Below are 19,703 nucleotides of genomic sequence, written 5' to 3'. Positions count from 1 at the left end.
GTTAAGTGTGCGTATTGTAAGTGGGACCGTTCGGTGAGGCGTAGTGAAACGACAGATCGTTGGTACTACCGTTTGCTTCTCCTAAAGCGAGTCCGGTGTGACAACTGCCAACAAACGTCCCTCGTATGGGTCTGGCGCCGGCTGATTGTCTGATGTGTTGTCGTGATCGCTGATGCGCGACGGGCTGATTCGTCTAGCGCTCCTAGACAGCTTCGCGGGGTTCGGACTCAGCCATCACTCGCTGAACCGCGAAACGTGCCGGGGCCGGCGCAGCTGTTGAGATGACTGAAAACGCCCCGCATGGCGGCACGGCCTTCGAGCGACTCAATGCTTAAACGCCAGCTCGCCTGCCTGAGCGTACCGCAGTCGCTGACTGGGCATCGCACAAGAAATTAGCGGAAGCTGTACGGTCCCGCGTCCCGGCCGTCGGAGCCGGGACGTGGTCGACCAATTGCCACTTGAGCTATCTTGTCTTAAGAAACAGGAAGCGGCTGATGCCTTCGGTCTTGACCTGGAATCGCAATCCCTGTTTGGCGTCGTACTTGTTCAGGACCTCTCGGAAACCCCCGGTGTCCTCAATGTCTTCGCCGTTGAGTTTCACGATGATGTCCTTCTTTCTGAGCCCGGCGGATGCGGCGAGGCTGCCTGGTTCGACTTCGGTGATAACAACGCCCTTCTGGCTTTCGCTGTAGCCAAGAGCTTCGGCGATGCGTGGAGTGACCGTTTGAAGTGTCATCCCCAGGTCGGTCGAAACAGACGTGTCTCCGTTGCTGGCGACCATCACTTTGTCGTCGAGCAGCCCGATCCTGACTTCGACGATCTGAATTTTTCCGTCGCGGAAGATTTCAAATTCAACGGTGGAATCCGGTTTCGTTGTCGCCACGGCGTTACGCAGTTCGCTTGAATTTTTCATCTTCTTACCGTCGATCTTGCGCACAATGTCACCAGACTTCAGCCCCGCTTTCGCTGCCGGACCGTCGTCAGTGACGTCGCCGATTAACACACCGTAGTCACTGTCGTAGTTGAACGATGCAGCAAGGTCTTTGGTCAGGTTTTGAATGACGGCTCCGATAAACCCGCGATCGACTCGACCGGTTTCTTTCAAACTGCCCATGATGTGCCGCGCCATTCCGATGGGAATCGAGAATCCGACGCCCGCGTTGGAACCGCTGCGAGTTGCAATGGCGGTGTTGATGCCGACCACTTCGCCATGAAGGTTGACCAGCGGGCCTCCGCTGTTGCCGGGGTTAATCGCCGCATCTGTTTGGATGAAGTTCTCGTAGTCAGCGATTCCAACCGTGTTACGACCTGTGGCGCTTACTATTCCTGAAGTCACCGTGTTTTCGAGTCCAAACGGACCGCCGACGGCAATCACCCATTGCCCCACTCGAACATCGTCAGCGGCTGCCAGCTTTGCGGCGGGCAGTCCCGATGCATCCACTTTCAGCAACGCGATGTCACTCTTGGGGTCGCGGCCGACAATTTCGGCCTCGTAAGTATCTTCGTCAACGGTCTTCACCGTGATCTTGTCGGCGTCGGCGACGACATGGTTGTTGGTCAGAATGTAGCCATCGTTGGAGACGATCACACCGCTGCCGAAGCCCTGCTGAACGCCACCGCCTCGTGGTTGCATGGGTGTCTGAAAGAAACGATCAAAGTCGTCCCCAAAAAACCGGCGAAACTCTTCAGGAATTTGAGACTGCAACGACCCTCGCCCCTGCAGCGTCTGTAACTGTTTTTCCGACATGATACTCACGACCGAAGGGCTGATGTGATCCGCGGCCTGCTGGAAGGCGAGTGACAGCATATCCGCCTGCTGGATCAACGTTGGATCGAGTGGCGGAACTTCGGTCTTGCTAGGGACAAGGACCGCCGCCCCGGCCGTAAAGCTGACCAGGACGCTGAATACCATGGTGGCCATAAACCACTTCGGTACGTGGATTGGGGTGTGCATGATCGTTTCCTTTTCGCTTCTGTATTCAGTTTGCCGTGAATGATTCTGACGCCGGTTGAATCGCTTTCGGTTTTCAACGACGGTGATCCGTCGGGCGGCGACTGGTTGATCGCGACTCCATCCAGCGTCTACGCAGTTTTGCTCGACCACGTTGCATGCCGCGTGCCAAAACAATGGTGACGTTCGCGTGTCGCAGTTTCTTACTGTGGGCGCCACTAATCGGGCCGTCTGCAGCCGCGTCGCTGTCTAAATTTCAGCCACGCCGCGCAGTCTGTACACAGTTCCCGCTAAAAATTTGCGGTCGTGCCGTGGGGCTCATTAAGATCGGTGGGCCCATCCCGTTGTTGACAGGGAATGAATTGATTCCCTGAATGTCTGCCAGTCAGACGAAAAGATTTACACGCCTGCTCTACGTTTTCAGGTACTTCCGCATACCCACAACTAACGCTTCGACGTCGCTGTTTACCTGATTGCACAGGTCAGCGATCTGAGATGTGTCACCGGTGGCAGCGGAATGTTCCATCTGCCCGGCAAGCTTTGACGTAGCGTCGCGTCCATAGCCTGCCAGCAGGCCCTTCAACCGATGAGCGGCTCGCTGGATTTTTTCTGTGTTCGAATTGCTTAGACCCTGGCAGATCTCCTTAACTAAACCGGGCCCATCGTTCAGAAAGTACTGCATCTGGCTGCGCAACAGATCGTCTTCACCTTCCAGCCGTTCAAGGGCGAAAGTGAAGTCGATTTCCGTGGTCGCAATAGGATCATCTTTCGGAAACTCGTGCTTGGTGCCCGCGGAAGCCACGCTTTCGACCAGCGTCACTAGCTCGCGCGGGCGGATGGGTTTGGACAGGTAGGCGTCCATTCCCTGAGCCAGACATTTTTCGCGATCGCCCTTCATGGCATGAGCCGTGAGCGCGATGATGGGCGTGTGGCGTCCGCATCCCTGCTCGCGTTCGCGAATTTCCGTTGTTACTTCAAAGCCGTCCATTTCCGGCATCTGCACGTCCATCAAAATCGCGTCAAACGGCGGGTCAGCGGATTCGTATTCACGAAGGACGTCTCGGCCAGTTTCTGCGGGAACACACTGGTGGCTTCGTTTCGTCAAAATGGCGGTGGCAAGATCTCGATTCGCTTCATGGTCGTCGGCAACCAGGACTCGCAGTGTGCGCGGCGGACGATCGTTGGGCGAAGCCTGGTTGTTGTCGGCATTCTTACTCAGTCGTTTGGGACCGACAGCGGAAAGAATGGCGTTCAGCAACGCCGATGGTGAAACCGGCTTGAGCATGAACGATTCGATGCCCAGTTCCTGACAGCGCGCGGACGAGTTGGGTCGGTCGGCCGATGAGAGCATCATCATGGTTCCGCATTCCAGATCCGGGGCGTCGCGAATCTGTTGTGCAACTTCAAAGCCGTCGAGTTCCGGCATGATCGCATCCAGCAGCACAAGGTCGAACGCCCTTCCATTTTGGGAATGCTGTTCGATTTCCTGCAGGGCCGCTCTTCCGCTGTCGACCAGCGTCGGTTCCATCTTCCAGTGACGCAACATTCCACCGACGACATCGCGGTTCGTCTTGTTGTCGTCGACCACCAGAACGTGGAAGCCTTCGACATCAGCAGCATCGGCGTTGTGTAATGGCGGAGCGTCGTGGACGATCGGAAAACTAAGCGAGAAGTGGAACCGACTTCCTTTGCCTTGCTGGCTTTCAACCCAGATTCGTCCCCCCATCATTCGCAACAATTGCGATGTGATGGCGAGTCCCAAGCCGGTGCCGCCGTATTCTCGCGTCGTGGAATTATCGACCTGTTCGAATGCATCGAAAATTCTTTGCAGACGATCTTTGGGAATGCCAACTCCGGTGTCGCTGACAATAAAGTGTAGGCCGATTTCGTTGCCGTTCTGCCACTGGGGTTCGATGTTGACCGAGACTTCGCCAGACCGGGTAAACTTAATCGCGTTGCCCACCAGGTTAACCAGAATTTGTCGCAACCGGACTGGGTCGCCGCGCAGCCATTGAGGCGTGTCGAGCGGCACGTGGCAGGCCAGTTCCAGACCTTTCGTGTGTGCCCGCACCGCAAGAGCGCGGACGGTGTCCCGGATCAAATCGGCAATGTTGAAGTTCGTGTGATCGATCGACAATTTGCCTGCTTCAATCTTCGACAGGTCAAGTACGTCGTTCAACAATTCCAGCAGCGATTCGGCCGACAGCTTCACGGTGCTGAGGTATTCTTTTTGTTCTCGCTGCAATTCCGTGCCGAGCGTAAGTTCTGTCATGCCGATGATGGCGTTCAGCGGCGTCCGTATTTCGTGGCTCATGTTCGCCAGAAATTCACTCTTCGCCTGACTGGCCGACTCGGCCGATTCTTTGGCGGCCGCAAGAGCATCCACCGCCTGACGCTGCTGTGAAACATCCGTGCCGATGGCGATCCAACGGCTTATGCCGCTCGTCCCCCGAGTCACCGGCGTCAGCGTGAAGTGCGTCCAATAGGCCCGGCCGTCTTTGCGATACAGCAGCAATTCGTCGTTAAAGCGATGGCCGTGCCGCAGAGCTTCACGAAAGTCTCGCATCACTTCTCGGTTGCTGCTGGGGCCGCCGAGCAGTTCGTCGAGGCGCCGGCGGTTTATTTCGGCTTCGGAATATCCGGTGATGGCGACAAACGCATTGTTTACCCAGGTGATGCTGCCGTCGGGATCCATCACAACAATGAAGTTGTCCGTTTCGCTGGCGATAAGCGAAAAAAGCGTTTCTGAATCCTCCGTGCCGCGCGCCATTTCGTCGCGCAGCGTGTGTCGCTGCCGCATCGTGTCGGCTTCGGCTTCGATACGACGAGACCGCTGGCTGGCCACAAGAATTGCGTCTTCCAGTGACTTCTGCTGGATCATCCGTTTCCAGAGACTCGCTTCTCTTGCCGTTGGTCTTTGGAATGTTGGAGGCAGCATTTGCCGTAGTTCGGCGATCGTGCCACGGTTTGCATTGTCGTCGAAGTGAAAGTAGTCGACGACGTCTTTGAGTCGTTCAAGTGATCGTGCTTCTTCGGTTCGTCGCTCGGCCGCCCGTGGCGCTTTGTTGCCGCGCTGTTTCTCTTCGCCTTCGTTACGAACCACGATCTGAAGATAGTGCTGACTTCCATCCTGCGACAACGAGAATTCAACGGCCCCATGCGCCTGCGCCGCGAGGACATAGCGGCAGACATCGGTTACGGCTTTGCTGAAGTCTTCACGCTGCTTCTGCGGTAGCTCAGTCAGCGCGGCCAACAGCCGAACGCGTCGACTCATGTGTGACAGGTCGGCCTGACGCGAGAGAGAAAGTTTGAGCAGTGGTGAATCTTGTTCGGTCATTGTGATTTCTTCTGCGAAGCAGGCCGTCTGCTATCCATCGCGCGGGACGCGTTTTCTGCTTTCCTTATGTTTCCACCACGGTGTCGATCGTGATTCCGAGCTGACTGATTTTCGATCGCAGCGTGCTGCGCGTGATGCCAAGCAGCCTTGTGGCGCGTACCTGATTTCCGTCCGTGTGACGAAGCACGCGGGAAATGATTTCGCGTTCGGCGATCTCAATGCCTTCTTTGTAGATCGCAGTACTGTCAGCCTCCAAACGTTCGCTCACGAAACGATCCCAAACGTCGCTCAACGACTGCGGCGAGGATGGCTTTGCGTTGATGTGAGGATGCTGCTCCGGTTCACATACGATGTCCGGCAGAAAGTGTTCCAGCAACACTGGCCCACTGCTCGCCAGTACCGCCTGCTTCAGAATGCTTTGCAGTTCACGGATATTGCCAGGCCAGGAATACGCCTTCAACAGCTCCATGGTCGCTTCGTCGACCGTCAGGACTTCTTTATCAAGTTCCCGGTTGGCTCGACGCAGAAAATAGTCAATCAGCTCAGGCAGGTCGTCGTGCCGATCTCGCAACGGTGGGATTTCGATGCTGTAGACGTTCAGCCGGTAGTACAGGTCCCATCGAAACTTTCCGTCTTCGGCCATCTTTTCGAGATCGCGGTGAGTGGCGGTAATAATTCGCACGTCGGTTTTGATTGTGGTGTTCCCGCCGACTCGTTCGAACTGCTGGTTTTGCAATAGCCGCAGCATCTTGCTTTGCAGAGCCAACGGCATGTCGCCGATCTCGTCCAGAAAAATCGTGCCGCCGCTGCACTGTTCAAACTTTCCGATGCGCCGGCGGTCAGCACCGGTGAAGGCCCCCTTTTCGTGCCCAAACAATTCGCTTTCCAGAAGCGATTCCGGGATGGCTGCACAGTTGACGGCCAAAAACGGCTGCTCGGCTCGATCACTAAACTGATACACAGCCCGCGCCACCAGCTCTTTTCCGGTGCCGCTCTCACCGCGAATCAGAACGTTGACGTTCTTCGGGGCGACACGTCCAATCGCTTTGTAAACGTCCTGCATCTCTTCGCTGCGGCCGACCAGTGTATCGCCATCATCTGGCGTCGGCTGCTGAGCATCGCCCATCGTAATGGGTTCATTCATCAGGCGACGCACTTCCAGAGCGCGGTCGACCAGTTCTCGCACTTGCTTCAGATTTAGCGGCTTCAACAAATAGTCGAACGCCCCGTGCCTCATCGCATCAATGGCCGTGGCGCTCGTGCCGCCAGCGGTCACGAAAATCACGGGCAGGCGAGTGTCGTAGCGTTTGACTTCGTCGAGAAGCTGGATGCCGGACTTGTCGGGCAGCATGACGTCAAAGACAGCGACGTCTGGCTTGTGTTCGGCCACCAGCTTGAGTGCATCCGCGGCTGTTTTTGCGGTCAAGACCGTCAGGCCCTGCTTCTCAAATGTGTGCCGAAACAGCTCCAGATCTGAAGGCTCGTCGTCAACGGCGATTAGTGTTGGCATGGAGATTCAATCAATGAAATGTCTGCATGGAACGGGTTCCTGTGAGTGTCAATGTTATCGTCAATCGACTGCGAATACGCAAAGCCGCTCGTCCCTCGCGGAACGAGCGGCCTGCTATCAAATACGCCGGGATTCGACTTCTGATTCTGGCCAGGATGGTGCCAGTTCGAGTCGGTGACCGGTTCGTTTTTAAGGTAGTGGACCACGAATGGGGGCCAGCACGATTCCGAAGACTGCATGCGGCGGCACCTTATCGTGATGGACCGGGGTCGTTGAGGACCAGGATTACCAGGACGTCTTCCGATGTCTTGATATCCGCTGCTGAGATTCCTGTGCCCGCGCTGTAAACGTTTTGTGTCCAAGTGCGGACGTCAGATTTTCAGTGCCACCGGCAGGCTGAATTCATCATAGCGGTCGCTGTGCACACCTTCGTTTTCCATTTCGTCGCCGACAATTTCCCGAAAGGCATCCTCGGTCCCTTCCGCTTCGGTCTGACAGGCGACGCAACTGGTCGCAAACGGAAGAATTTCTAATCGCGCCATTGTGATCTGGCGGCCACAATTTTCGCAGAAGCCATATTCCTGTTCCTCGATGCGGTTCAAGGCATGATTGATCTGCAGCAGTTCTTCGTACAGATGGTCAGCCAACGCTGCTGCGACTTCGTCACACTCAAAATCAATGCCTTCGCATTCTGCGTCCCACGACTGGTCACCGAGCTCATTCCGCAACTCACCGATTTCCAGTTCAGCTTCCTCAAGTAACTCCAGGCGGCGATCACGCAGTTGTTGCGCGATCTGAGCCAAATCGTCTTTGCGTGTCATGGTGCAACTCTCCATATGGGCTGAGTTCGAAATCGTGGACCGATGGGAACTCGGCTTACAAAAATGCTGGCCTCAACAGGCAGCAAATTCTGACCTTGCAGCGTTGATGCCAAAACTTGTGTTCGGCCACCCTATCTGTTGTGACCCTTCGCCCGTGTTTAGCGGCTTGCCGGCGGCGAAATTCAGTTACTTCTCTGAAGTCGACTCAGTGGCCGGTGCCTCAGAAACACTGTCTTTCTTTGCTTCTTCCGCTGATCGTTCGCCATCAACGTGCTTTGACGCGGCATCAAAAGATGTTTTCAAATCTGTGAAAGCTTTGACAATGCCAGCTTTCAGGTCAGCCCACCTGTCGGCGCTGGTTTCATTAAGTTCTTCCAGTTTTGCTTCGAGGACCTCCTGCTTTTTCGACAGCTCGTTGCTCATTTCTGCGAATTCTTTTTTGGCTTCGTCCTGCAGCTTATTCGCGGATTCTTTGAGCTCGGCGATGTCACCTTTCATGTTGCTGAGCTTCTGACTGAATTCTGCGGAGTACTGCTCCTTCTTTTTCTGAGCTGCATTCGCCGCCGCATCGACGGCTTCTTTTGTTTCCTGCTTCATGTCTTCGACGGCTTCGTCCGCTTCATTCTTCAGTTCGTCGATCACCGGCTTTGCTGCAGTAACCGTGCTGCTGTCTTCACCGACTGCATCGTTGGTCGACACCGTGTCTGCTGCATCGTCGGTGCCCGCGTCGGCACCAGCCGACGGAGAACTAGCACCCAGCGTGGGCGGAGCGACAGATCTTTGTTCGCTGCAACCGACCAACCCAACAGCCATCGTGCAGGCAAGCCCTGCGATCCAGAATTTCTTCATCGTGTTATCCCTTCACTCAGCTTTGCATTTTTACAGACAAGCGACCGCAACCGCTGCGGCCGCGTAGACGGTTACTATGGTCAAGAGATGCACCCACCAGCGTTTCGGGTAGCCCTTGCGATTCGGCGGATGCCAGGGCTGGCGACTAAAGAACAAGTCGACGACGCGACTTACCCATCGAGTTCGCCTGGCCGAAGTGGGTTCGGGGTTTATCGCGACTTTGCGTACCGGCTGAACTTCTTCGGGAAGTACGCGATACCCTTGAACTCGATAGCGCAAGGTGACGGCATGTGGGCGTTGACGACTGCTGAGTTTTCGAACCGATTTCGTCCGGCACTCAGAAGTTCGACCAGTTTGCATAATCATGGCATCCTCCTTTCGCAATCCCGAAGTAAGACGTCCCTTCCGGCGGATCACCCCAAGGCGTAGGCGGAATTTGCGGTCCTGTACAGTCGTTGAGGTCGCTGATTTCCAGATTCGTGTGCCTGCTGTTGATGCGGCGATGATTCCGAATCTGATTCGTCCTCGCCTTCATGCACCTTCTGTTGGTCGTCAACCGGTGCACTTGTCGATTGCGCGTTCCTGATTTGCTCCGCAATCTCCGCTCGATGAACAGGAATGTCAGAAGGAGCTGTGATGCCCAGCCGCACTCGGCCCCCCTGTATCTCGACCACCATGATTTCGATGTTGTTTCCGATGCGAATTCGTTCGTCTCGTTTTCGTGACAGCACCAACATATTGAGACCTCCTTTTCCTGAGATGTAAGTGGATGAAGGCGGGCAACCAAACCCCACCAACGAGACCAATAAAATGCTATCGGCGACCTGACTTTGCAAAGAGCGCGCCAAATATTGGGATCCGGTTAAAGTCTGGGCGAACGGCAACCGCAAAAACCTAATCGCGCCAAATTTCAGACAGTGTGGCCAGCAATTAGACAGCCAGGTTCTGTCCCGCAATTTGAAATTTGCCGCGCACCTATTGAGGCACATAGCTTGGCTGGCGGTAAAGCAGACTTGCGGCGAGAACGACTTTTCGAGTGCACCTGTGCTGGTGCGCGACTGTGCAGATGCGCCGGAGCCGCTTGCCACTACTATCTTGTTGTGTTCCGACGGCCCCAGATTTGGCACACCTGTTGCTTCCGTGTCACAGAGTGACTTTTCGTCGGGGAGGATCGGACATGAGTGCTTCAACACAATTGGATCACACAGGATCGCTCAACGGATCTGATCACAACGCAGAGCGCATTCAGGAAATCGTTGTGCAGCGGCATCGCAGCCTGCTGCAGTACGCGGACTTGCGTTGGCCGTGGGGGGAGCTGCAGGACTGTGCCGAACGCAACATCCTCAAGACAATGGCAGCCAGACAGCGTGAGGGGATTCGGAAACTGGTGTTGCTGCTGGATCGCCGCGGTTGGGCGGTGGACTATGGACAGTTTTCGGACCACTTCAAGGACTTCACCTTCGTGGCTGTCGACCATCTGTGGCAACAAGTGGTGAAGTCAGAGCACGATCTGCTGGCCGAGCTTCATGAGGTCCGTCAGGACGTGATCGAAGATGACGATGCTGTCAAAGTCCTCGATCAATGCATTGCACATCAGCGAGAAATTCTCACGACCGTATCTGAGCACGTCGTTGAATCTCGGTCGCACGCGAACCAGCGCAATAGTGAAAGGAGAGTGTGAAATGAGTACCGCAACATGGAACGAAACTCAGCACTTTGACCTGCACGACGTGACTGAGCGCATCAGCCATGCCGTGTGGACACTGGTGAAATACATATGTCTGACGGTCTATGCTTTCTGCTCGCTGGCGGTAACGATCGTGGCGTATCCAATCATCGTCGGAACCGCCCTTCTGGCGGGCATGCTGGCGTTTGGTGGTTTCGTCCTCAGTTTCAGCCTGCTGATCGAAGCGGCTCGGCATATCCCGGCGCTGTTGGGATTTTCGTGAGAGACGCAGGACATAGGCAGTACCGATCGCTAGCTGGCCACGACCGTGGAGCTAATCGGTTGCACGTGGAATGCGCCTACCTTACGTGTTTGAGGCTCGCCATGGTGCTTAAGCATGGAGGGCACCGCTGCAGACTACGTTTGGCACAGAATTTGTTCTGTCGCAATATCGCGGCCGGAGTACGGGACTTCGGCACCATCAAATTGTTAAGCAAAGGAGCATCGCCATGCCTTCTCTCAACGATCACTCGATGTACGAAATTGACGACAACTTGTTCGATGATGAAGTTCTGATTGACGATTCGACAACACTGCCGCGCGACGATTCCGGTTTGCCGCTGGACACGGACTACTGGGTTTGCATCTGCGGCCACGAGAACGAAGGGACCGATCGCTGCGAAGCCTGTGATGAGTTTCTGCATGAGCGCGATTGGTACTGGGATTCATTTCGGCCCTGATCCAACGTATTCGGAACCGGGCTGGCATTGGCCCATGACACCGTCGTCCATTCTGTCCGAACGCGAATGAAAGGATCGTTTCCATGACACTTCCCAATCGCGACACCTATCGCAACGTCATTTTCTTCGCCGTCGCGGTCTCAGTGGCGCTCATTGCGCTTTGCGTCACAGACCTTTTCGCCAACTACCCGTTCCAGCCATTCATGGGGCAAACCGCGTTTGACGTGGCGTTTCTCATCAGTTCGGCGATCCTGCTCTACATGTGCTGGCACACATGGCACGACCTGGACCTCGGGAATCAACCGCCCCGCCAACTGAACGTGTCCGAAAGCACGCAATACGGAACATTTTCAGGCCGCACGTCTGAACGGCCGCGTGCAACATCCGCCGGTGCGCGCCGAGGAAACCGCAGCGGCTCCGGTCACCGAGCAACGGTCTCATGACATCCGCAGGCTCTCTGAGACCAGCCTGCTTCTTGTATTGCGACGCCAATCAGTGTCGTTGCTGATTAAGAGTCGACGAATGCCGTCGCTTCAAGCGGGGATGACCAACGTTCCTCCGCTGTGTCTTAAATTCAGTCACGTGAATGCTCGCGCCTGTCGACGCCGAAAGTAGAAACCAGTGAAAGTTCTGCGTGATAAACTTTCAGCCCCACCATCAAACGTTTTGGCACGCTCGTTGCTTTGATCGAAGTGGGTTGCCGTAATGGATCTTGCAACAGATCCTGGCGAGGAGTGCCTGGTGGCAGGTTCCACTTTCCGCACTGCGGAAGACGGAGCAATCTCCAATTCTCGCATTTCAACGGCATGTTCCCGTGCCCGTCGGCGTGAGCCGTGGGGACAACCGGACGTATGGAAGCCCCGTGGAACGGTCGCGGCCGACGATCGGCATATCGCCGACGCACAAGCGACTGTCCCATGAACCACGTCCTTGCGTATTCACGTTCGACGGGCCAATTTGGAGGTCGCGGATCGTAGTTCATCCCGCTGATCCGCTGCCTTCTTCTTCACCATTGCGGGATGACGTTTCGTATTGGAAGGAGAATCTGAATGAACACCGCGTTAACTCCATTCAGCACGCGAATGTCTCGTCCGTTTGGAGATTTTCGCACCGAGATGGACGGACTGTTGAGCCGCTTTTTTGGCAACGACAGTGAAGCAGCATCCCACGAAGGTACCAACTGGCTGACTCCGTCGTGCAACATTTCGGGATCCGATGATTCGTGGATGGTGACTGTCGACCTTCCCGGAATGTCCAAGGACGACATCAGCGTGGAGCTTAGAAATGGCGAACTCTGGATCACCGGAGAACGCAAAGAAAGCTCAGAAGAAAAAGGGAAAACGTACCATCGAACCGAAAGTCACTATGGTCGGTTCCAACGCGGAATCCGTCTGGGCGAGGACCTTGATATGGACAAGGTCGATGCCGAATACAAAGACGGTGTGTTACGAATCGCCGTCCCCAAAGCTGAGACGTCACGCACGAAACACGTCGAAGTGAAGTCCTGACGAACGCAGCGGCTCTGGACAGAGCGGAAACTGCCTTACTGAAAGGCCGCTACGGTTTCCGTCTGCGTCCAAAGGGTTCGCGAGATGTGTCGGACCGGCTGGTGTGAGTCACCTTCACACCAGCCAGGGCCGGTGAAGTTGGAGTTGACCTGTCAGTGTGAGCCGTCGTCAGTGGCAACCAGTTCATCGGCATCAGTGTCCTCGCCGAAACCTTGATGCCAGCCAGCGCGGCTCACAGGCAGACGGTCGTGAAATGAGGTGAAACGATGAAGACACTGCATCCGTACGTTCCACTGGTCGTCGCTGGGCTAATTCTTATCGGCGCCAGTTCTCTGGGGCCGAACTCTACAACGACGTCTCCGATTGCAGAATCCATTTCACCAACGATGGCACCATCCGCCAAAGTGCTGGCGGGTGCTGTCGAGATCGATCCTGGACCGATGACTTTGGGATTGGATTGGAGCACCGTACTTCGGCCGCAAGAGAATGCCGGGCCGAGGAAGCTCAACGATCCCATCGTCACGGCGGCAGATCCACGATACCCGGTTAAACCGTTCGGCGATCAACGTGAGCAGCCTGAAGCTCCAGAACTGGCGGCCATGCTGTCGCCGATGGTTCGACTGGAAACTGCTGGTCGTCGAGGTGTTCGTTTTCAGGACGACAGTCGACTGCCTTCGAAGATGCAACGAATGATGCATTCTTTTGCCTCGGCCGTTGCCTGATGTGTCTTACTGTTCATGCAACTTAAGCTTGCGGGTGGTCCGCTTGCGGAAGTTATCAAAGTCTGAATGCGAGGATTCGTTCCTCTGGAAAAGGGAGAGTAGAAATGACTGGCACAATTGTTCCGTTTCGCACTCGCTATCCCGGTGTGTTCGGGGACTTCAGGCGAGAACTGGATCAGATGGTTGAAAACTTTCTGGGATCCGAAAATCACGAAGGGGCGGCATACTTCAGTCCGCTGTGCAATGTGGCGGAGACCGAGAATCACTACGACATTTCCATCGACCTGCCAGGCGTCGTGTTGGAAGACGTTGACGTCGGGTTGCGGAAAGGTGAACTCTGCATTACCGGTGAGCGTAAGTTTGAAGAACTGACCGATGGTAAATGGCACCGCTACGAATGCCCGCGCGGTCGGTTCCAACGCATCATTCGCCTCGCCGCTGATGTCGACATGGAGAAAGTCGATGCCGAGTTCCGCAACGGCGTTCTCCACATCAACGTGCCGAAGGCCGAAGCTGCGAAACCGAAGCGGATCAACATTCGAGGCTGATCCATTGCCGTGGCCTGGCATCGAGCACCCCCGCAATTCTCGAGTTGCGGGGGGCTCGGGCCGGGTATCCGGCTTATAGGTTAATCCACAAGACACGTGATTCTTTTTGGATCGAGGCGATGTCACAGTTCCATCCCAGGGATTTGGCGATGTCTGAATGTTCAGACCGAATCATGAACGAACTGCAGCAGTATTCCACGTTTCACACCCTGCTGCTGGACGATCTGCGCGAACTGCTGGAAGAACGTCTGGACGCGGAGAACTCCCGCTGGGTGCACGCAATAGTGGATCAACTCTGCACCAACCTGCAGCGAGAGTTCGCTCTTGAGGACCAGGCGGGCTACCTGGAAGAGGTGCTTGAACGATTCCCGAACTGGCTGCAGCGAGTCGAGCGACTTCGACGAAACCGCCTCGGTCTCATTGGTGACCTCAAGCAATTGCAGGGAAAACTGAACAACCCGCCGGACCAGATGCCCATCGCCAACAGCTTGCGCGATAAATTTCGCAGCTGGGCCGATCGACTTGCCGACCACAAACGCCAGGAAAATATCCTGCTGCTGGATGCCGTGAACCTTGATGTGGGCGAAGGCGAGTAGCCGGTGCAGTCGGGTGTCGGCACCGTGTATTGCGGAGTCGTTTGTTCTGAATGGTGACCTAACGTGGCCGCCTAATCGCTCGTGGCCTGTTCGGCGAGGTATTGATCCTTCAGTTTGACGTACTGAGCGGGAGAGTATTCGAAGAACCGCATTTCCTTGTCTGTGACCGCTCGAAGATTGCGGCAGGGGTTGCCTACGTACACGAAGCCGCTTTCGAGCGTTTTTCCCGGCGGCACGATGCAGCCCGCACCGACAATGACTTCGTTTTCGACAACAGCGCCGTCGTTTACGATCGCTCCATTGCCAACGAGCACCAGGCTGCCCACTGTACAGCCATGAAGAACCGCGCGGTGGCCGATCACCACGTCATCTCCGATTTTCAGCGGCCAGCCTTCGGGATTGAATTCGCCAGCATGCGTCGTGTGAAGCACGGCGTTGTCCTGCACGTTGGATCGATCACCCACTTCTATCGTGTGCATGTCCCCACGAATCACCGCGCCCGGCCATACAGAGACATCGTCGCCCAAAGTGACCTTGCCAATCACAGTCGACGCGGGATCGATGTAGACTCGCTTGCCGAGTTGCGGTGCAATGCCTTGAAAGCTTCGAACGGATGAGAACATAGAACAGTTTTACTCAACAGACGACAGGAACGGGATGGACGGCGGCTTGGGCACCGCGAATGGCGGCTACTCTACAAACCATCCAGACGTTGTACCATTCCGCCAATTTCTGTTCCGCAGGATTTCCCGGTGTCCACCCTGCATCGCCGTCGCAGCAGTCACGTCCAATCTTCCAGAACGCCGTGCGGGCTGAATTGGCGTCACGAACCAGCAGGGATGTAATCGCCGACATCAGTGGGGCTTCTGCTTCGGACTATCGAACTCTATACGTACGTCGCTGGCTTGCGCGCGAGCTCATAAACCAAAAAAAACGGCAGTCGGACATTCCTGTTTAGGAATCCGACTGCCGCTCTGGTTTTGCTCGTTCAGCATTTTGCTGAAGGTCTTACTGAGGTGCTGGTGCCTGCTCGACCGTGTTGTCAGCGTCTGCTGTTGCCGATGTCTGGCTGCTCTGATCGTGCTCTTCCTCGGAAATGCCCGCGTCATACATCATGTGATGGGTGACATCGCCGGCGATTTCGAGTTTCGTTAGCATCCCCGCTTCACCAATTTGCTTTTGGTGAGTTCGCGTCCAGCCCTGAACCTGCGGCTCAAGACTGTGCAGAAGTGAGTCGGTGATCTTCAGTCGCTGCTTAATGCTGTCGCGATCATCAGACTGCTGAGCGTCTCGCAATCCTTTGGCTTCCGTTAACGCTGCATACGCTTCGCGGTAGGCGGCAGCGAAGTTGGCGTTCTGCTGGTAGTTATAGTGCATGTCCAGACACAGGTCGTTGAGCACGGTTGTTAGAACTTCGGACAGTTGGTCGGTGTAGGCAAATTCACCGAACTGAACTTCGACCGGTTGCGACTGTTGCTCAACAGCTCCACCCGTCTGGGCTATGGCAGTGCCACCGTCTACGACCACATTACCGCTCAGCAACACGCCGTTCGGCTGCGACTGGTAACCGCTTCCGAAATTGCTATCCGGAAAATAGTAGTACCGACTATTGTTCCGGTAGAATGCACCTCGGTTGGTGTTGTTGTAGCGAGGGCCTCGCGGTGAAAGAATCCTTCGCGCTTCCGGAAACTGCCTGACAATCAGTTGCGCCAACGGATTCGACTGGTACCGTCCGCGTTGGTTAAAGTTGCTGCCAAAACGGTTGTTGTTGTTGTTGTTGTTTCGGTTGCTGTAGTTGTTTCGGGTGCCGTAGTTACGATTGCCAAACGGCTGTTGAGAAAAGTTATTTCCCCCACGACGTTGGTTGGACGGTTGGTTATCGAAGCGTCGATTGCCATCTGAACGCTGGTTGCCTGAGCCTCTCACTTCGTCGCGGATGCGGTTTTGCAGTTGGTTCCGCAACGCTTGGCCGACGTTTTGCGGTCGGTCTGAGTTCTGACGGCCAAAGTTTCCGCCGTCTCCCCGATTGCTTCCTCCCGACCGGCCACCGGGGTTGTCGCGATTTCCACCTCGCTGAGCGTTGGCGACGTCAGCTGTCACCAACGCGAGGGCCATTCCAGCAACTGCCAGTATCATCTTTGACTTCTTCATGTTTTTTACCTTTTGGATTTCCAATTTTCGTGATGCAGATCGATCGCTCATACAGAGCTATTCTGGACCCGCTTCGATCTGCGGTTATTTGTGTCTCATCAACCTTCGCTTCCTGCTTAGCCGCTGGGTGTTGGCCCCGGTTGTTCCGTCGTGAACGGGGGCCAACGCCCAGCGGCAGCTAAGCACGAACTCAATTGCGGGCGAGCTGCACGAGCTGACACTTCCGCCGGTGCAAAGGCTGCGGATGCTCACATGTAGTGCACGTTTGATGCCGACATTGTATTTCGGCCTTAAGAGCAGCTTTGAGCCCTGAACGGAAGAGATTTCGACCGATCTGCCGGTGGATGAGCGACCATTGCGGCACCGCATCATTCAACTCGATGCCAAATGGGAACACTACGTGAGAATGCGTTTCCGAATGCGGAATTCTGCTTGTTGGGTCGGACTGGCTTGTCGCCACAACGCGGCTACTTCGCGGCTACGTCGACGCCGGCGTTAGTTCTTCGTACTCAATTCAATGAGTCCAACCGTCCCCGGGGACGAGCGAATGGCACTCGCACAACAAAATGCTCACGTGGGCCAATTCCGCACATTGACGGACGTCTACTCGATCATCGCTTTCACATACTCCAGACTGTCTGCAGCCTCAATCTTCAGGTCGTGTCGCCAGCGAATGATGCGTGGAAACCGGACGGCGATACCGGACTTGTGACGCTTGCTGACTTGAATGTTTTCAAACGCGAGCTCAAAGACCAGCTTTGGCGTCACGCTGCGGACCGGTCCAAAACGTTCCAGCGTGTTGGCCCGGACGAATCGGTCAACCTCCGCAATTTCTTCATCGGTGAGTCCCGAGTAAGCCTTCGCGAATGTGACCAGTTCGCCGTCGTTCCAGATTCCGAACGTGTAGTCGCTGTACAAGCTTGCTCGACGACCGCTGCCTCGTTGAGCGTAGGTCAGCACCGCGTCAACGGTGTACGGCTCGATCTTCCACTTCCACCAGTCGCCGCGAGGCCGGCCGACTCGGTATGGGCTGTCTCGCCGTTTCAGCATCAGACCTTCCGCCTGATTCTCACGGCTCTGCTGCCGTAGCTCTGCGAGGTCACTCCATGACTGGCAGGGGAGTTCCTTCGAAAGCTGAATCGCGGTGTTTGGATTTTCTGTGGCAACGGCGTCCACGATTCCCTGTAGTTGCTGCCTCCGAAATGTGAGCGGTTCCTCACGCACATCCCTGCCCTGCCACTCCAGCAGATCAAAGGCGATAAACGAGACGGGAATATCGCTGAGAATTTTCTTGCCAGGCTTCTTTCGCCCGATGCGTCGCTGCATTTGGCTGAATGGCAGAATCCCACCGTCTTTGAACGCGACGATTTCTCCGTCTACGGCTGAGCCGTTGGGAACGCTATCGGCGATGGCGGTGAGTTCCGGGAAACGATCCGTCATTAATTCTTCGCCGCGAGACCAGATGAAAAACTGATCATCACGTTTCAGCAACTGAGCACGAATCCCATCCCACTTCCATTCGGCCTGCCAGTCTGTGACAGGCCCGAGTGTTTCGACATAGGCTTCGAGGGGATGGGCCAGAAAAAACGGATACGGTTGGCTGATGTGAGCGTCCCCGGTGTCGGCATTCATCAGCGAATTGAAGAATTCAGCGGACGGTTCCCAGTCGCCCATCAAACGGTGAGCCAGTACTTCGGAAGGCAATCCGAAGCGTTGCGCCAACGCTTTCACCACCATCTTCTGCGACACGCCAACTCGAAACGCGCCCGTCATCAGTTTGTGCAGCACGAAGCGTTCGGTCTGGTCAAGCTGTTGCCAGTATTCCACCATCGCAGAACGTTGTTCGGGTTCGCAAAGCTTCTTCAAAGGCAGCAGCCTTTGGGTTACCCATTCGTGCAACGGGACATCAGACTGCGACTGAGGTGCCGGCAAAATCAGCGCCATAACTTCTGCAAGGTCGCCGACAACTTCATAGCATTCGTCGAACATCCAGTCTTCGATTCCGGCGACTTCGGCCGACCACGTTCGAAGCAACTTCATCGGGACCAGCCGCTGAAGTTTTTTCCCGCTCAGGAAATAGATGGCCCAGGCCGCATCCGCCGGATCAGCTTCAGAGAAGTAGTCCACCAGGACTGCCGTTTTTCCGGTTGTCTTCGTGGTTGCGTCCAGACTTGTATACAGTTGGCTAAAACGCTTCATGGCGATTCCGCCTCTTCGACTTCGCCGCGAAATTCTGTCTTGATGACTTTCGCTGCGACACCTTGCTGTTGAAGGTGACGCGCTACCTGGGCCGAGTAGCCATGTGTGACCCACACATTTTCGGCTTCAGTTTCCTTGATCGTTTGCATCAGGTCGGGCCAGTCGACGTGATCCGAAATGACGAAGCCGCGATCGACCACTCGCCGACGCCGGATGCCTCGCACGCCCATCCAGCCTGAAGCCATTGCCATCGACACATTGCCGAACCGCCGTAGCCACGTGCTGCCACGAGCACTCGGCGGAGCAAGCACCAGCGTGCGAGACCAGTCGAACGTTTTGTCCTGCTCTAAGATGTTACCCGCCTCCGGCAACTCGACTCCGCAGCGTCGATAGGCGGCGTTCGCTTTCAGAATTGCTCCGTGAGCGAACACCGGGCCGATGCTGGTGTCGATCCCGGAAAGTATTCTCTGGCTCTTCCCTACGGCATACGTGAACAGCACACTCGTCCGTCCCGCCTGTTGGTTGGTTCGCCACCATTGGTTGATGTCATCGAATACGGCTTGCGGATTTTTCCAGCGGTAGATTGGCAGACCGAATGTCGATTCGGTGACGAACGTGTGGCATTTGATCGGTTCAAACGCAGCACAGGTCGGGTCGGCCTGCCGCTTGTAATCGCCCGTCACAACGACGACTTCACCGCGGTATTCCATGCGCACCTGAGCCGACCCCGTCATGTGCCCGGCAGGATGTAGCGACACGTTGACGCCGTTCATGGAAACCGTCGAGCCGTATTCCACAAATTGAAACGACGCTACGTCGGGCAAACGAGTCCTCAGAATGTGTTCGCCAGCTTTCGCTGCGAGGTACGCCTGCGAACCCGGCCGAGCATGGTCTGCGTGCGCGTGCGTCACGACGGCTCGTTCGACTGGTTGCCACGGATCGACATAAAACCTGCCGCGAGGGCAGTAGAGACCATGGTCCGATTCCGTTAGCAACGTCACGTGCAAAAGCCCTCAGAAAGGTTCCGTTTTGTAGATTGCGTGGCCAGCAATTTGCCGCGTGCATTGGTTGCACATTGCATGCCGCCGCAGTGACGCGGTTTGCT

Annotated in this window: 20 protein-coding genes; 8 read left to right on the top strand and 12 right to left on the bottom strand. The window is 55.8% G+C overall.

Going from position 1 to position 19,703, the window contains the following annotated elements:
* Positions 1–463: 463 nt before the first annotated feature.
* From Fuma_RS09600 to csrA, 7 genes are all read right to left on the bottom strand, one after another.
* On the bottom strand, positions 464–1,954 hold the full coding sequence (locus Fuma_RS09600) for a Do family serine endopeptidase (RefSeq protein WP_083731927.1): 1,491 nt from the start codon (positions 1,952–1,954) through the stop codon (positions 464–466).
* A gap of 409 nt (positions 1,955–2,363) precedes the next feature.
* Positions 2,364–5,288 carry a hybrid sensor histidine kinase/response regulator gene (locus Fuma_RS09595; protein WP_077023941.1) on the bottom strand — a complete coding sequence of 975 codons (2,925 nt, stop codon included), beginning with the start codon at positions 5,286–5,288 and terminating at the stop codon, positions 2,364–2,366.
* A 64-nt stretch (positions 5,289–5,352) separates the two neighbouring features.
* The gene (locus Fuma_RS09590) at positions 5,353–6,798 is read right to left on the bottom strand and encodes a sigma-54-dependent transcriptional regulator (RefSeq protein ID WP_077023940.1); all 1,446 of its coding nucleotides are present in this window, start codon (positions 6,796–6,798) and stop codon (positions 5,353–5,355) included.
* A gap of 371 nt (positions 6,799–7,169) precedes the next feature.
* Entirely contained in the window at positions 7,170–7,619 is a 450-nt protein-coding gene (locus Fuma_RS09580; RefSeq protein ID WP_077023938.1) for a TraR/DksA family transcriptional regulator, read from the bottom strand.
* Between the two features lie 186 nt (positions 7,620–7,805).
* Positions 7,806–8,468 carry a sll1863 family stress response protein gene (locus tag Fuma_RS09575; protein ID WP_077023937.1) on the bottom strand — a complete coding sequence of 221 codons (663 nt, stop codon included), beginning with the start codon at positions 8,466–8,468 and terminating at the stop codon, positions 7,806–7,808.
* Between the two features lie 30 nt (positions 8,469–8,498).
* The gene (locus Fuma_RS09570) at positions 8,499–8,834 is read right to left on the bottom strand and encodes a hypothetical protein (RefSeq protein ID WP_145944081.1); all 336 of its coding nucleotides are present in this window, start codon (positions 8,832–8,834) and stop codon (positions 8,499–8,501) included.
* 47 nt (positions 8,835–8,881) lie between these two features.
* Positions 8,882–9,205, bottom strand: coding sequence for a carbon storage regulator CsrA (csrA, locus tag Fuma_RS36560; RefSeq protein ID WP_077023935.1), 324 nt, complete (start codon positions 9,203–9,205; stop codon positions 8,882–8,884).
* 440 nt (positions 9,206–9,645) lie between these two features.
* Between csrA and Fuma_RS09560 the strand changes: the two genes are divergently transcribed.
* The 8 genes from Fuma_RS09560 to Fuma_RS09520 all read left to right on the top strand — a co-directional run bounded on the left by Fuma_RS09560 (position 9,646) and on the right by Fuma_RS09520 (position 14,248).
* Positions 9,646–10,149, top strand: a complete 504-nt coding sequence (locus Fuma_RS09560) for a hypothetical protein (protein WP_077023934.1) — start codon at positions 9,646–9,648, stop codon at positions 10,147–10,149.
* A 1-nt stretch (position 10,150) separates the two neighbouring features.
* On the top strand, positions 10,151–10,417 hold the full coding sequence (locus Fuma_RS09555) for a hypothetical protein (protein ID WP_077023933.1): 267 nt from the start codon (positions 10,151–10,153) through the stop codon (positions 10,415–10,417).
* Between the two features lie 226 nt (positions 10,418–10,643).
* Positions 10,644–10,874, top strand: coding sequence for a hypothetical protein (locus tag Fuma_RS09550; protein ID WP_077023932.1), 231 nt, complete (start codon positions 10,644–10,646; stop codon positions 10,872–10,874).
* An 83-nt stretch (positions 10,875–10,957) separates the two neighbouring features.
* A complete protein-coding gene (locus Fuma_RS09545; protein ID WP_077023931.1) occupies positions 10,958–11,317 on the top strand; it encodes a hypothetical protein in 360 nt (119 codons plus the stop codon).
* A gap of 606 nt (positions 11,318–11,923) precedes the next feature.
* Complete coding sequence (locus Fuma_RS09535; RefSeq protein WP_077023929.1) at positions 11,924–12,382, top strand: Hsp20/alpha crystallin family protein; 459 nt, start codon at positions 11,924–11,926, stop codon at positions 12,380–12,382.
* Positions 12,383–12,648: 266 nt separating this feature from the next.
* Positions 12,649–13,104, top strand: coding sequence for a hypothetical protein (locus Fuma_RS09530; RefSeq protein WP_077023928.1), 456 nt, complete (start codon positions 12,649–12,651; stop codon positions 13,102–13,104).
* Between the two features lie 104 nt (positions 13,105–13,208).
* A complete protein-coding gene (locus Fuma_RS09525; protein ID WP_077023927.1) occupies positions 13,209–13,652 on the top strand; it encodes an Hsp20/alpha crystallin family protein in 444 nt (147 codons plus the stop codon).
* A 149-nt stretch (positions 13,653–13,801) separates the two neighbouring features.
* Complete coding sequence (locus Fuma_RS09520) at positions 13,802–14,248, top strand: hypothetical protein (protein WP_077023926.1); 447 nt, start codon at positions 13,802–13,804, stop codon at positions 14,246–14,248.
* A 71-nt stretch (positions 14,249–14,319) separates the two neighbouring features.
* Here the strand turns inward: Fuma_RS09520 and Fuma_RS09515 are convergent, their stop codons facing one another.
* The 5 genes from Fuma_RS09515 to Fuma_RS09495 all read right to left on the bottom strand — a co-directional run bounded on the left by Fuma_RS09515 (position 14,320) and on the right by Fuma_RS09495 (position 19,599).
* Entirely contained in the window at positions 14,320–14,871 is a 552-nt protein-coding gene (locus Fuma_RS09515) for a gamma carbonic anhydrase family protein (RefSeq protein WP_077023925.1), read from the bottom strand.
* 13 nt (positions 14,872–14,884) lie between these two features.
* Entirely contained in the window at positions 14,885–15,103 is a 219-nt protein-coding gene (locus tag Fuma_RS09510; protein WP_077023924.1) for a hypothetical protein, read from the bottom strand.
* 153 nt (positions 15,104–15,256) lie between these two features.
* Positions 15,257–16,399 carry a hypothetical protein gene (locus Fuma_RS09505; protein ID WP_145944080.1) on the bottom strand — a complete coding sequence of 381 codons (1,143 nt, stop codon included), beginning with the start codon at positions 16,397–16,399 and terminating at the stop codon, positions 15,257–15,259.
* 603 nt (positions 16,400–17,002) lie between these two features.
* Entirely contained in the window at positions 17,003–18,598 is a 1,596-nt protein-coding gene (locus Fuma_RS09500) for an ATP-dependent DNA ligase (RefSeq protein WP_077023922.1), read from the bottom strand.
* Positions 18,595–19,599: a ligase-associated DNA damage response exonuclease gene (locus tag Fuma_RS09495; protein ID WP_077023921.1), complete on the bottom strand. Its 1,005-nt coding sequence runs from the start codon at positions 19,597–19,599 to the stop codon at positions 18,595–18,597. Before Fuma_RS09495 ends, Fuma_RS09500 begins: the two co-directional genes overlap by 4 nt.
* Positions 19,600–19,703 lie beyond the last annotated feature (104 nt).

The sequence above is a fragment of the Fuerstiella marisgermanici genome (genome assembly GCF_001983935.1).
Classification (GTDB): domain Bacteria; phylum Planctomycetota; class Planctomycetia; order Planctomycetales; family Planctomycetaceae; genus Fuerstiella; species Fuerstiella marisgermanici.
The sequence above is the reverse complement of the archived record's forward strand: the minus strand, read 5'-3'. Positions and strand labels throughout refer to the sequence as shown.